This window comes from Apilactobacillus kunkeei, from assembly GCF_001421115.1.
GTDB lineage: Bacteria > Bacillota > Bacilli > Lactobacillales > Lactobacillaceae > Apilactobacillus > Apilactobacillus kunkeei_F.
Genome location: NZ_JXCW01000006.1, coordinates 120,687 through 133,849, shown reverse-complemented (window position 1 = coordinate 133,849; position 13,163 = coordinate 120,687). Strand labels below are relative to the sequence as shown.

13 protein-coding genes and 2 other annotated features are annotated in these 13,163 nt (G+C 38.9%); of the genes, 9 read left to right on the top strand and 4 right to left on the bottom strand.

All coding sequences use genetic code 11. The annotated features are described in order from the left end of the window. Positions 1-28: 28 nt before the first annotated feature. Both RZ55_RS06035 and RZ55_RS06030 read left to right on the top strand, forming a co-directional pair. Positions 29-880 carry a TPM domain-containing protein gene (locus tag RZ55_RS06035; RefSeq protein WP_057175986.1) on the top strand — a complete coding sequence of 284 codons (852 nt, stop codon included), beginning with the start codon at positions 29-31 and terminating at the stop codon, positions 878-880. Between the two features lie 16 nt (positions 881-896). Further along, on the top strand, positions 897-1,508 hold the full coding sequence (locus tag RZ55_RS06030; protein WP_057175985.1) for a LemA family protein: 612 nt from the start codon (positions 897-899) through the stop codon (positions 1,506-1,508). A 54-nt stretch (positions 1,509-1,562) separates the two neighbouring features. Here RZ55_RS06030 and RZ55_RS06025 read toward each other — a convergent pair whose 3' ends face one another. From RZ55_RS06025 to brnQ (RZ55_RS06010), 4 genes are all read right to left on the bottom strand, one after another. Continuing rightward, positions 1,563-2,207, bottom strand: a complete 645-nt coding sequence (locus tag RZ55_RS06025; protein WP_034532244.1) for a hypothetical protein — start codon at positions 2,205-2,207, stop codon at positions 1,563-1,565. A 92-nt stretch (positions 2,208-2,299) separates the two neighbouring features. Then, positions 2,300-3,682 carry a branched-chain amino acid transport system II carrier protein gene (gene brnQ, locus RZ55_RS06020; RefSeq protein ID WP_143444211.1) on the bottom strand — a complete coding sequence of 461 codons (1,383 nt, stop codon included), beginning with the start codon at positions 3,680-3,682 and terminating at the stop codon, positions 2,300-2,302. A gap of 122 nt (positions 3,683-3,804) precedes the next feature. Then, positions 3,805-4,040: a binding site (T-box leader), on the bottom strand. Between the two features lie 55 nt (positions 4,041-4,095). Next, complete coding sequence (locus RZ55_RS06015) at positions 4,096-4,749, bottom strand: hypothetical protein (protein WP_057175984.1); 654 nt, start codon at positions 4,747-4,749, stop codon at positions 4,096-4,098. Positions 4,750-4,844: 95 nt separating this feature from the next. Further along, complete coding sequence (gene brnQ, locus RZ55_RS06010; RefSeq protein ID WP_057175983.1) at positions 4,845-6,221, bottom strand: branched-chain amino acid transport system II carrier protein; 1,377 nt, start codon at positions 6,219-6,221, stop codon at positions 4,845-4,847. A gap of 153 nt (positions 6,222-6,374) precedes the next feature. Next, positions 6,375-6,601, bottom strand: a binding site (T-box leader). A 254-nt stretch (positions 6,602-6,855) separates the two neighbouring features. Here brnQ (RZ55_RS06010) and RZ55_RS06005 point away from each other — a divergent pair. The 7 genes from RZ55_RS06005 (at position 6,856) to RZ55_RS05975 (ending at position 13,085) form a co-directional block, all read left to right on the top strand. Then, a complete protein-coding gene (locus RZ55_RS06005; protein ID WP_412052646.1) occupies positions 6,856-7,095 on the top strand; it encodes a SemiSWEET family transporter in 240 nt (79 codons plus the stop codon). A 99-nt stretch (positions 7,096-7,194) separates the two neighbouring features. Continuing rightward, positions 7,195-8,493 (top strand): Y-family DNA polymerase, encoded by a 1,299-nt coding sequence (locus RZ55_RS06000; protein WP_057175982.1) that lies wholly within the window; start codon positions 7,195-7,197, stop codon positions 8,491-8,493. After that, the gene (locus tag RZ55_RS05995; RefSeq protein ID WP_053792095.1) at positions 8,486-8,812 is read left to right on the top strand and encodes a hypothetical protein; all 327 of its coding nucleotides are present in this window, start codon (positions 8,486-8,488) and stop codon (positions 8,810-8,812) included. The genes RZ55_RS06000 and RZ55_RS05995 overlap by 8 nt, the downstream gene beginning before the upstream one ends. A gap of 2 nt (positions 8,813-8,814) precedes the next feature. After that, positions 8,815-9,174, top strand: coding sequence for a hypothetical protein (locus tag RZ55_RS05990; protein ID WP_057175981.1), 360 nt, complete (start codon positions 8,815-8,817; stop codon positions 9,172-9,174). Between the two features lie 76 nt (positions 9,175-9,250). Next, positions 9,251-10,618 carry a hypothetical protein gene (locus RZ55_RS05985; protein ID WP_054450675.1) on the top strand — a complete coding sequence of 456 codons (1,368 nt, stop codon included), beginning with the start codon at positions 9,251-9,253 and terminating at the stop codon, positions 10,616-10,618. A gap of 111 nt (positions 10,619-10,729) precedes the next feature. Then, complete coding sequence (locus tag RZ55_RS05980) at positions 10,730-12,010, top strand: NRAMP family divalent metal transporter (protein ID WP_057175980.1); 1,281 nt, start codon at positions 10,730-10,732, stop codon at positions 12,008-12,010. A 124-nt stretch (positions 12,011-12,134) separates the two neighbouring features. After that, positions 12,135-13,085, top strand: a complete 951-nt coding sequence (locus RZ55_RS05975; protein ID WP_051592224.1) for an LCP family protein — start codon at positions 12,135-12,137, stop codon at positions 13,083-13,085. The last annotated feature ends 78 nt before the right edge of the window (positions 13,086-13,163 follow it).

Below are 13,163 nucleotides of genomic sequence, written 5' to 3'. Positions count from 1 at the left end.
TAATCAAGAGGGGAAGCGAGGAGATAGATTGAAAAGACTGAAATGGCTGGCTTCGATTGTCTTGCCATTGGTTGTTTTAATGTGGTTTGTGCCAATTACAACCCACGCGGAAAGCACCAATCCAACACCTACCAAAGAGTATGTTGTTGATGATTATGCCAATATATTGACTGATAAGACAAAACAATTGGTGATTAATAAAGAAAAAGAATATCAAAAAACTAAAACCCAACCTCAGATCGTCATGATGACCGTGAAAAGTACCGGGAATCAAGATATCGACGGTTACACCGATAGCTTGCTAGACAATGCTAGATGGAAGTTTGGTAAGAAGGGCTTGGACAATGGGGTATTAATTCTATTTGCCCAAAACGGTGGTAAGAACAATGTCCGTATCTCCACCGGATACGGGGTCGAAGACATCCTACCAGATGCTACCACCAACCAAATCCTACAGGCTAATAAGTCGTTATTGAAATCAAGTAATAACGACGAAATTAACCAAGGATTGCAAAATACCTTTAACCAAGTCGCATCGATTTTAGATAAACGCTACGCCAATAAGTCCCTAAGCGATGCCAAGGCAGAGGCTGAAAAAAATAATAATAATTCATTGGCTGGTATTTTATTGATGATCGTTATTATCGTTATCGTTGGTACAGCTATTTGGATTTTAAAAAGTAATGGTGATGACGACGATAACCACCGAAATGGTGGTGGAGGCGGTCACTATGATTCCGGAGATGCCTTCTTATTAGGAGCGTTGCTCGGTGGCTTAGGCGGCTCCGGTAGAGGAGGTTCATTTGGTGGTGGTTCATCAGGTGGATTTAGCTCGTCTGGAGGCGGCGGAAACTTTGGGGGCGGAGGTTCCTCAATTTAAATTAAGGAGATAAATTATGATTGAAAATAAACCATTTTACAAAAAATGCTGGTTCATATCACTAGCAGTTGTTGTCGTTTTACTATTCGCTTTAATTGGTGGATTCATCAAGTCTGCTAACAGCATGGCTACCAGCGAACAAGGCGTTGAAGAACAATTAGGACAAGTCCAAACTGTACTACAACGTCGTGCTGATTTAATCCCTAACTTGGTTAACGCTGTTAAGGGTCAACAAAAACAAGAAAAATCAGTGTACAGTGACATCACAAAAGCACGTACTCAATACTACAACGCTAAGAACCAATACAATAACGCTAATTCAACTTCAGATAAGGTGAACGCCTTAAACACTCAAGAACGTTCATTGAACATCTTGGTGGGATCAATCAAGGAAGCATATCCAAACCTTGCATCTAACTCAAACATGCAAACATTGATGGTTCAACTTGAAGGTAGTGAAAACCGTATCAGTGTTGAAAGAAACAGATACAACCAAGCAGCTAGAGCTTACAATGACAAGATTGTTAAGTTCCCAGGTTCAATCGTTGCTGGTATGACTGGTCACAAGAAGGTTAACTACTTTACAGCTGATTCAAACGCTCAAAACGCACCATCAGTTAACTTCTAATTATATATACGCAAAAATAAAAAACGTTGAGATTAATTTCTCAACGTTTTTTTATTACTTCACGATGTCGATAGCTTTATTAACTTTCTTGGCGTGAATTTGTGATAGTGATAGTTTGTTGTGTTTTTGACTGATAACGGATTTATTAGTGTAGTTATCTTGGGTAACTACCAATAAGTCTTCGTTGTTACCGTTATCGACTAATTGAAAGGCGTCTGGACTAGTTACAATGATTGTTTGGTGTGGGCGAATTGGTTCGTTTTCCCAACTTTGTTCATAGCGATTCAATTTAGCTTGTTCGTTAGCATTTTTGTTGGTGTAAGCAGATGAGTAGGCAAGTGGTTGATCTAGTTTCTTGTCCTTACCATCGACCTTAGCAGAAGCTAGTAGTTTAGTGTTGTTTACGATTTGGCCAGCGGTTAGCATCTTGTCTGAATTGTTAGTGGCTTTGAAACTGTATAGAGCCATGTCGAAACGTTTCTTACCATTGTTATCATAGCTAGTACCACGGTAGGTCTTGTAGAAAGTAATGCTACCTTTTTTAGTGACCAATTTGGTTTGATTGTTTTCGTTTATTAGTTTGACATACTTAGTGGGTTTAGTTGATTGATCCGCTTTTTGCTTAGTCTTGGAATTTGAACATGCGCTAAGTGTTACAACTGCTAATAAAGCAAATCCAATAATTGATAATTTTTTCATATTGCGCCTCCACGTAATTTATACAACTTTATTTTAGCACTTTTCACCACAAATAAAACGGCTACCCCCAGTGGATAGCCGTTAAGTTTTTATTAAATTTTCGCTTCCTTATGACTAGAAGTCTTGTAAATAGTTAATCCGATGATGGCACCAACGATAGCTGGAATTACCCAGTCCATACCAATTGAGGCAAACGGTAAAATCTTTTGTTCCGCATTGATTAAAGCACGGATGAAAGAGATGTTTGAGATAACTGGTGGAAAGGCTGCCAACATATCGAAGAATGCTGGGATTAGAGTAAAGATAATGGTGAATAGGTAAACGTTTCTATCCTTTTTAAATAGTGGTGAGCATAGTGCTAGGATGATCAATACAATCGCAAATGGGTATAGGAACATCAATACTGGAGTGGACCAAGTAATGATAAGTGATAGTCCTTCGTTTGCAATGGTAAATGATACGAAACAGTTAAAGGCTAACCATTGATGGTATGAGAAACGAGGGAAATGTTCGTGGAAGTCTTGAGCAAATGCAGCAACTAAACCTACGGCTGTGGTAACACAGGTTAGAGTCATTAGTGTTGCTAGTAAAGCGTGGCCAGTGATTCCTAAGTAGTGACCCATGAATTGGTTAAAAGTAGTTCCACCATCATCGGTACTAATCTTAAATAGGTTCAATGAAGTAGCACCAATCCAGATTAGGATGATGTAGATGATTCCAACTAATGCTTCTGAAATTAGTCCAGCTCTGGCGGTTACCTTGGCGTTTGATTTAGGGGATGTCTTTCCTAGTTGGTTAACAGCGGAAACAACGGTAACCCCAAATGCTAATCCGGCCAATGCATCCATGGTGTTGTAACCTTGCAAGAAACCATTGAAGAATGATTGGTGTTGGTATGCTTGAGTAACTGGTTGTGCTGAAGCAGCACCCATTGGATGTAAGAATGCCAATAGGAATGCTAGAAATAATAGCGCCAAGAATAATGGGTTTAAAATCTTACCTAGGTTATCGATAATACTTGATGTTCGATATGATAGGTAGAATGTAGCAATGAAGAATAGCGCGGTAAAGATAAACATTGCTACTTTGATGTAGTGATCGGGGATGAATGGTTGAATTCCAACGGTAAAGTTAACACTGGCAGTTCTAGGTGTGGCAAATAATGGTCCCAATGTTGAATGGACTAATACCAAGAAAATAATTGCAAAGGCTGGTCCCAGTGGCTTGGCGATGTCGTATACTCCCTTGGCACGAGAGATACTGATTGATAGAACTGAAAGTAGTGGTAATAATACTCCAGATGCTAGAAAACCTAGCATGGCAGGTACCCAGTTGGAACCTGATAGTTGTCCCAAGTGAATGGGGAAGATTAGGTTACCCGCACCGAAGAATAGTGCGAATAACATTGAACCGATGATTAGATATTGTTTAATCGACAATGGTTGTGTATTAATGTCTTTGATTTCGTCTTGCATAATAAGTGCTCCTTTAATAATTGTGTTTTTGATTTGTTACTTGTGCTAACTACTCACAACGTTTTTCATAACCATCATCTCCTTTTTTAAAGCAATAAAAAAGCACCCTTAGTTCGTATTGAACCAAGGGTGCTTTGTGCACGGTACCACCTTTAATTGCTAGACAAATAGTCTAGCCTCTTCACGTACTAACATACGCTAACACTGTAATGGGTGTACCCAATATACGTTACTCTCCAACGGATTTCGGTATATAGCTCCAAAGATACTTTCGCAATTTAGTAGTTATCCCGTTTCCAGAAAGTAGGGACTCTCTTGAACTAGCCGAATTGTTACTCTGCTTTTTCATCGCTTTTTTAAACTGATTTATTGAATATAAAAAATATATCAGCAAAATTTATGAAAGTCAAATTTTATTTTAGAGAATCTAATTCATCGGTAGAAATGAATTTCTTGTCTACTAATTCAGGATGACTTTGTTTAAAGACATATTCCTTAATTGGTTGCTTGGTAGGAACTGATGTGTAAATCTTGAAATCAGTGAACTTGTCGGCGTTACTTGTGACCATCACGTTGTAACTTTCGTCGCCGTTGACCTTAAGTGTAGCAGGCCAGTATGTGTTAATTTCGTATAATGATCTGATGTACACGGCGTTAGTTGTACGATATCTTTCCATTACCAATGGACCTGGACCAGATACTGGGTCGGTAGGATGATCACCTCTAAAGATGTAGTCGCCAACTTCAATTTTTGCTTGGTTACCGTAGTACCAGTTACCATAGAAATCATGGGTGATTGGTTTGTAGACTGGATTAGCGGGAATTGGAATAGTGTATTGCTTTGGTTTTTCTTTTTGCTTAGCAGTTTCCTTTTTGCTGCTTGAGCTATATGACATAGAAGATGAACTACTGCTAGTTGATACAGTAGAGCTTGTTGCCTTTGAGCTGCTTGATTCAGCAGCTTTATGGGTTTGATCGTTATGCTTAACGGATGCAAACGCCACTGTTCCTAAGATTAAAACAGCAACAATTGATATAACAGAAATGATTACTTTTTTACTTTTCAAAATAGCACTTCCTTTCTTACTTAAGTATGTTATCACTCTTGGGCAATAAAAAAAGAGTTGAACATTTCGCTCAACTCTGATTGTTTGTTTAAACGTTAGTCTGTAACGGTTTGTAAATATTTTTTATTTTTGTACCAGTGACACATTAGGCCAAGTAGTAAACCAACGACCGCAAATGGAACCCAATCCATTCCGATTGATGCTAACGGAAGATAGCTTTGTTGGAAGTTTCCGACCATTTTGGCAAAGGCACTTTGTGATACGACTGGTGGAAATGATGCTAACATGTCCATTAATGCGGGTACAGTGGTTAATAATACTACCCAGAAGTAGACAACTGAATCACGTTTGAATAGTGGTGAGAATACTGATAGTAGTATTAAGACCATTGCGAATGGGTATAAAAACATTAGCATTGGAGTTGACCATTGGATGATGGTATCTAGTCCGAAGTTAGCAGTTAGAAATGATGCAACACACATTAATGCTAACCATTGAACGTAGCTTAATGCTGGGAAATGTTTGTGGAAATCTTGGGCGAATGCGGCCACTAATCCCATGGCAGTAGTTAGACATGTAAGGGTTAGTAATGTCGCTAGTAGGGCATGTCCGGTTGCACCTAGGTAGTAAGTCATTAGTTGGTTAAAGGCGACACCACCATCTGCTGATGCCTTGAATTGACCTAGGGTAGTGGCACCCAACCAGATTAGGACAACGTAGATTAATCCAACCAATGCTTCGGCTAGGAAACCAGCTTTGGCAGTGACCTTGGCGTTGCTAAATGGGTTAGTCTTACCAAGTTGGTTAACGGCGGTTACGACGGTGACACCAAAGGCAAGTCCGGCTAGGGCATCCATGGTGTTGTAACCTTCCAAGAAGCCGTTGAAAAATGATCCGTTTTGATAAGCGTCAGTGACCGGTTGGCTACCTGCTGAACTCATTGGGTGTAGGAATGCCAAGAAGAATACGACGAATAGTAATACTAAAAAGATGGGATTCAATAGTTTACCAACACTAGCCATGATTGATGATTCCTTGTATGAAAGAAGGAACGCGGCTAGGAAGAATAGAAATGAGAATACTAGCAAACCATAGTGCATAAAGTTACTTGGTAGTAATGGTTGAACGCCGACTGCAAAAGGAACGGTAGCGGTACGAGGAGTACCAAAGAGTGGTCCGATGGTGGCGTGGATTAATACCATGAATGCTAGTGCGAATGTTGATCCCAGTGGAGTTCCGATGTCATAGACACCCTTTGAACGAGTCACACTGATGGCTAGAACTGATAGTAAGGGCAATACCACTCCTGTACATAAGAAACCAAGCATGGCGGTGAACCAATGAGAACCAGCTAGTTGGCCTAAGTGAAGTGGGAAAATTAAGTTACCAGCACCAAAGAATAGTGCGAATAACAGTGAGCTGACGACTAAATATTGTTTTACTGATAATGGCTTTTTGTTTAAGTCTTCCATAATAAATCTCCTTTAAAAATAGTATGTGTTTGAATTGAATCGCTATGTGTAAAATATCAATCGGACTATCCATGCCATCATCTCCTTTTTTTATGTATTGATTAACCGATTGCGGGGCACAAAAAAACGCCCTTAATCTAACTTTACAATTAGACTAAGGGCGTCATTCGACACGGTACCACCTTACATTCGTAGCTTAAAAAAGCTACCTTGACGTACTAACATACGCTGACGCTGTAAGGGGCGCTCCCCATGCACTTTACTTTTGTTCAGTACATCGCTCGAAAGGGATTTTCGTAACCTGATCAATGCTTCCTTTCACCAGACGAAGCTCGCTTTGGTTGATGGCAGTTATTACTCAACTTTCTCATCGCAATCGTTTATTTGTCATTATATTAAAACTGGATTAGAGAAAAGTCAAATTAAATTGGTAAAGAAGTTTAACCAATTTTATACTTTTCTTAATAAACCTCTTGAAACGACAGTGATATAATATTAATATACTATAAACCAAATAATAGCTGTCAATTTTTCAGTATGCATAGAGGAGATATATACAATGAAGATTGATAATTATGTTCCAAAGAATCAACGAAGAGAAGTTTCTGACAAACGAATTCGTAATCTAAAAATTATGAGTAAAGTGGCTATCTTTACTTCATCACTAATGTACATTGCTTACATTCCAGAAATTATGCAAAACTTTTCTGGTAACCCAGTTAGCCCAATTCAACCATTCGTTGCCACTGTTAACGCTACCTTGTGGACACTATATGGTTGGTTTAAGACCTACAAAGATTGGCCTTTAATTATTTCAAATGTTCCGGGAGTTATTTTTGGTTTAATAACACTTGTTACGGTGTTTATTCATTAAAAAGGCTTATGACAACAGATCGAAAAACGGTCTGTTTTTTTGTTTGCAAAAAAGAACGTTTGTTCGTATAATATATTTTACTGAAAGGAGGAACCCAAAATGGATTATTCAAATGAACCCAAAGGGGTCTTTATGGTCATTGATAATAAGTCGTTTTATGCCAGTGTTGAGTGCGTTCAACTAGGTTTGAACCCACTAACTGCTAGCCTCGTAGTGATGTCTGATCAAGACAATACGAACGGTGGATTAATCTTAGCATCGTCTCCGACAGCTAAGAAACGATTTCAAATTACGAACGTGACTAGGAAACGTGATTTGCCCTGGGACGATTCATTAATTGTGGTTCCTCCAAGGATGAATTTGTACATTCGAAAAAATATGGCAATCAATAAAATTTTTCATGAGTTCGCCGATGAAAAACACTGTTTTCCTTACTCAATCGACGAGACCATCCTGGATTTGACCCACACATGGCAATTGTTCGGGGATAGTCCCGCACAGGTCGCCAGAAAAATCCAAAAGACGGTTAGACAACGCCTTGGTCTATATACGACTGTGGGAATTGGTGACAATCCGGTGCAGGCTAAGCTAGCATTGGATTTGTTCGCTAAACACAATAAGGACCTGGTCGGCCAATTAAGCTATGACACTTTTACCAATAATGTTTGGCCAATTGAACCCATCGATAAGATTTGGAGTATCGGTAAGCATACCGCTGAAAACCTAGCCAAACTAGGTATTCATAACTTAGGTGAATTGGCGAGAACCGACCCATATCAATTAAAGGCACACTTAGGTGTGATGGGATACCAATTGTTTGCGATTGCGTGGGGAATTGACCGTGCTCAATTAGATCAAAAGGTGCCAATTAAGGACAAGGGATTATCCAATTCGCAGGTGCTACCAAGGGACTACAAGGACCAACACGAACTAGAAGTCGTTATTACTGAAATCGCCGAACAGGTGGCATCTCGTTTGCGTCACAGAAAGAAACAAACCAGCTGTGTTCATCTATACCTTGGCTTTTCGTACGCGGAAAGTGAAGGGAGCGATCGGACCAGTATTTCACACGAACAAAAGATCACCACGACCTCGGACAACCGTGAATTGGTAGGAGCAGTTATGGATTTATTCCATAAGTATTGGCATGGTGAAAGAATCAGAAATGTCGGGGTTTCATACACCAGATTAAGCAGCAGTAATGCCCAACAATTAGACATTTTTGACGACCCAGAAGTGCAAATCAAAAAATCGAAAGTCGATAAAGTAGCAGATGAAATCAGGGACAAGTTCGGCGCCACGGCTATCTTTAAAGGTCACAGCCTCGAAAAGGGTGGCACAATGTTAAAACGTTCCGGATTAGTAGGTGGTCACAATGGAGGAAATGCATATGACTAATCAACAAACAGCAAAGTTAATACTAGATAGAGCAAAACCATTATTTAAGCGTGAATATAACGTTCAATACAGAATTAAGGTTGTTTTTGATCACTACGACCATCAATTTAATTTCTACATGATTAGATACAAACCAGGTCACATCACTCGAGTAACGCCACTTCATCACGTGGAAAGCACCTGGATTGCTGACTTGGAAGAAATCTTAAACTTAATCGAAAAAGACCTAAAGTTAACCATTGTTTTCGCTGGATTTGAAGGTATTAAATGGGACAGCCGTAATTCCTACATTCAACGTCCCAAAAGAAAGGTTGGATAAAGTTGTTAAATCACCATATTGACGACAAGACGGTTCAAAACTTCTTTGACTATTACTATCACGACAGAGGGATGCTAAAGTGGCAGGGATTCATGCTTTCTGATCACGTTAGTGCCCTTAGAAAAGAGCACAAGGAAGCCTTCGATGATAGCTTTATGTATATGGATTTTCAAAGTGTTCACGAGGAACTAGAGCACAAGGGTGAAAACCACGCCAAAACTGAGGTTACCTATGTTAATGATGATGGAAATAAGAGCGTAATAAATGGGATTGTAATGAACTTGCAGCCCAACCAGGTCACGATTATGACCGAAGATGACGAAATGGTATTATCCATTCAACAGATTTTGATTGTGCAATAATTCTGTAGCAAAAAAAGACACACCTTCTAAGCTCTGATATAATTAGTAGTAATAAATAAAGAGGTGTGATCGTCTGATGAATAAGAAGGCCAAACTTACATTGGGTCTATTTTTAATTTCAATTGCATATATGTTATTTTTCATGCACCCAACAATTTGGCGTGACGAAAGTTTCACGATGGCATTGGTAGGACATAACTACGGGGATATAATCAGACTTGATTCGATGGATGTGCATCCACCGTTTTACTATATAGCATTAAGATTCTTCTTGAGTATCACCGCTTTTTGGACGAATTCGTTATTCACTAAGGTCATTATTGCGCGATTATTTTCATACATATTAGCTATCTTAACGTTTTTAACACTGTCCAAGACGGTGAAGAACTTGGGCGTACCAGGGGCTAACGCCATCCAATGGGCGGGCTTCTTTTTAGCGCCAAGTATTATGAGATATTCTACCCAGATTAGAATGTACGCATTAGCTGCACTGTTTTTAGCGTTGGTATTGAACCAATTGCAGCACTACGATAATTCGCAGAAGATTGGCCACATTTTCCTAGCGGTCATCTTTGCCTCGTTTGCATCGTATACCCATTACTTTGCGGCCGTTGCAGCGGGATGGATGCTGTTCTTATACTTCGTTAAATTCCAATTTAATAGATACGACGGAAACGCCATCTTACGAGGAATTGTCGTATTTTTAGTGATGTTTGTTCCGTGGGGAGTTGTCGCATTTGCACAAGCCCAACAGGTGTCATCTTCCTATTGGATTCCACCGGTCAACGTCGACAACATTATCAATAATTTTGTAAACTTATTTGCGGATGTCTTTACCGACAACGGTGGTCAATACTATGCGATTGCCTTTATGGTATTACTGATTTATCCAACGATTTGGGCATATTTAAACATGTCCAAGAAGTTCAAATCTACGCTAACTATTGTGCTGCTGGTCTTCGTATTAACCACTTTGACTGGGATTGCAATTTCTGTAGCGGTAAGACCAATTTACATTGCTAGATACGCTTATCCAGCATACGCAGTGGTCATCTTCTTCATGATGACGATTGTTTCTCAAATGATGAAAAAACCACTGAGTCGTTTGTCGAATTACTTTATGACATCGATATTGGCGGTGGGACTAACCATCATTATTGGAATGAACGTTGGGTTCCTAGGCAGTAATCAGTTCAATAATTACATCATGCCAAGCTATAATTTAGCGGATTCAGTTGAACAATATAAGGAAAATCCAAATAATGTGATTCACCTAAATCCAAACCAAAGTCCAAATTCAATTGTTGAAAAAACAGTCTACATTAAATCCATTAATAAACGGGTTTATATAAAAAATTTCAATGTTGCCAGAATCCTTGGAAAAGATAATCAAAAGCTATTCTACGGGTTGTTTGATAACGTTGATCAAAGTTCAAGTAAATAGATAAAGGGGTTGTTATGAAAAATAACAACCCTTTTTTATTGGAAAATTTTTTTGTACAATTGAATACCCTGACTGTTGAGAGAGATAAATAAATTGAAAGGATACTTATTGATGAAAGAAAGAATAGATTCAGAAATTAACGACACTTCGAGCAACCGTTTGAAACGGTTCTGGTTGGAGTTGAAAAAGTGGTTAATTGTGATTGGCCCAGGGTTGATTGTTATGCTCGCCGATACCGATGCAGGGTGCTTAATTACGGCGGCACAGTCCGGTGCTAGTTATGGTTATTCCATGATTTTACCTCAGCTGTTGTTAATTCCAATTCTATTTATGGTGCAAGAAATGACGGTTCGCTTAGGAATCGTCACAAAGAAGGGTCACGGTGAATTGATCCGCGAATACTTTGGTAAATTCTGGGCATATGTCTCAGCGATTACTCTAATGATTTCAACGATTGGAGCGCTGTTGACCGAGTTTATCGGAATTGCTGGAGTCGGTGAATTATTTGGAATTTCCAAATGGATTACCGTCCCCATAAGTACGTTTGTCCTAATTTTAATTGCCTTTTTAGGTAGTTACCGACGTGTTGAAAAGATTGGGATTATCTTTGGTTTGTTCGAATTAACATTTATCATCGGGATTTTCATGGTGCATCCAAACATGAATTCTATCATGACCGGAATTCAATCGATACCAATCCATGATGATGGATATGTATATTTGGTAGCTGCAAACGTTGGTGCGGTGATTATGCCATGGATGATTTTTTACCAACAAAGTGCGGTGGTTGATAAGGGTCTAAAGCGTCACATGATTAAAAAGGAACAGACAGATACGATGGTGGGAACATTCATTACCCAGGGGATCATGATTGGTTTCATCGTATTGTTTGCTGCAACCGTGTTTCATAGTAAACTCCATGCCACCGAAGAAACTGTTGGTGACTTGGTAACCTCAATCGGTAGCTATATCGGGATGTCTCCAGCCAAGGCGATTATGGGATCAAGTATCCTAGGTGGGGCACTGGTTGCTGCCATCGTGGTTGTTCTAGCCGGAACATGGGGCATGACTGAAGTGTTGGACTGGAAACACAGTTTAAACGAACGCATTAATCGTTCCAACTTAGGTTTTTATTCAATGTATTCATTGGTATTAATCGTTAGTGCCTTGTTGGTATTGTTCAATGAAGACTTAGTTTCAATCGCAATTACCGTCGAAGTAATTAACGCCTTGATGGTACCAATTGTGCTAGGATTTCTATTAATGCTTGAGACCAAAGCGTTGCCAGATCGATACAAAATGAAGGGGATCTACAAAAGAATCGTAATTATTCTTTCATTAATTGTCATGGCTTTTGGTATCTACATGATTTTTCCAGTCTTGAATTTGTAATTATAGGTATATAGAATTAGGAGTAAAGTGGATTATGCAAAAATTATTGATGTATAATTGTTCACGGAATTATGAATATTAATTATGAAAGAAAAGGGTGAGTGTTTTGAATAACGACGAAAACATGAGTCGAAGAAACAACAAAAACACTTCCAAGAAACATATGAAGACTTGGAAAAAAGTTGTTTTATGGATTATTGCGTTATTGATTGTATTAGTGGGAGTGGGTGCATTTGCTGCTTACCATAACGTGAAAAAAACTGCCGATGCAGTATATCAACCTTCTGGAGCGAAAACGGTTAGGGATGCCGATTCACTTTTGAAGTCTGAAAAACCAGTATCATTACTATTTATGGGTACCGATACCGATTTTGATGGTAGAAGTGATAAGGGTCGTACAGATAGTATGATGATTGTGACCTTAAATCCAAAGACCAATACAACTACAATGGTAAGTATCCCACGTGATATGAAGGTTAATTTACCTGATTTCCCACAATACTCACCATCAAAAATCAACGCTGCTTACACTTACGGTGGTTCCAAAGAAGCAATTAATGCCATCGAAAGTCACTTCAGCATTCCAGTCGACTACTACGTTACTTTGAGTCTGGGTGGACTTAAGAAAGCCATTGATCAAGTCGGCGGAGTCGATGTTGTTTCTCCATTAACATTTAGTTATGAAGGTCAACACTATACTAAGGGTAAGTTAGAACACATGGATGGAAACAAAGCAATGTGGTTCTCCAACATGAGATACCAAGATCCACAAGGTGATTACGGTCGTCAATACAGACAAAGATTAGTATTGGAAGCCTTAATGAAGAAGGCCATCTCATACAAAACTGTGATTAATTCTGACTTTTTGAACTCAATTTCTCATAACTTGAAAACTAATTTGACCATGAGCGACATGCTTCAATTAGCATTGCATTACAGAGGTACTAATAAAAACATTAAGAGTGATTACGCACACGGAACTGGTGAAATGCTAGACGGTGTATCATTCCAAGATGTTTCTGGCACCGAACAAAACCGAATTTCTAGCCTAATCAACGAAAGTTTGAAAGATTAAATAAAAAATAAAAAAGATACGACATTTTTGTCGTATCTTTTTTTATACATCTGTTCAAAAAGGGAAAATTTGAATTGA

What these genes read in the sequence shown, in the direction of transcription:
- RZ55_RS06030 (WP_057175985.1), top strand. Translation starts at nt 897, where the DNA reads ATGATTGAAAATAAACCATTTTACAAAAAATGCTGGTTCATATCACTA.
- RZ55_RS06025 (WP_034532244.1), bottom strand. Translation starts at nt 2,207, where the DNA reads ATGAAAAAATTATCAATTATTGGATTTGCTTTATTAGCAGTTGTAACA.
- brnQ (WP_143444211.1), bottom strand. Translation starts at nt 3,682, where the DNA reads ATGCAAGACGAAATCAAAGACATTAATACACAACCATTGTCGATTAAA.
- brnQ (WP_057175983.1), bottom strand. Translation starts at nt 6,221, where the DNA reads ATGGAAGACTTAAACAAAAAGCCATTATCAGTAAAACAATATTTAGTC.
- RZ55_RS06005 (WP_412052646.1), top strand. Translation starts at nt 6,856, where the DNA reads ATGAGTAAAGTGGCTATCTTTACTTCATCACTAATGTACATTGCTTAC.
- RZ55_RS06000 (WP_057175982.1), top strand. Translation starts at nt 7,195, where the DNA reads ATGGATTATTCAAATGAACCCAAAGGGGTCTTTATGGTCATTGATAAT.
- RZ55_RS05995 (WP_053792095.1), top strand. Translation starts at nt 8,486, where the DNA reads ATGACTAATCAACAAACAGCAAAGTTAATACTAGATAGAGCAAAACCA.
- RZ55_RS05985 (WP_054450675.1), top strand. Translation starts at nt 9,251, where the DNA reads ATGAATAAGAAGGCCAAACTTACATTGGGTCTATTTTTAATTTCAATT.
- RZ55_RS05980 (WP_057175980.1), top strand. Translation starts at nt 10,730, where the DNA reads ATGAAAGAAAGAATAGATTCAGAAATTAACGACACTTCGAGCAACCGT.
- RZ55_RS05975 (WP_051592224.1), top strand. Translation starts at nt 12,135, where the DNA reads ATGAGTCGAAGAAACAACAAAAACACTTCCAAGAAACATATGAAGACT.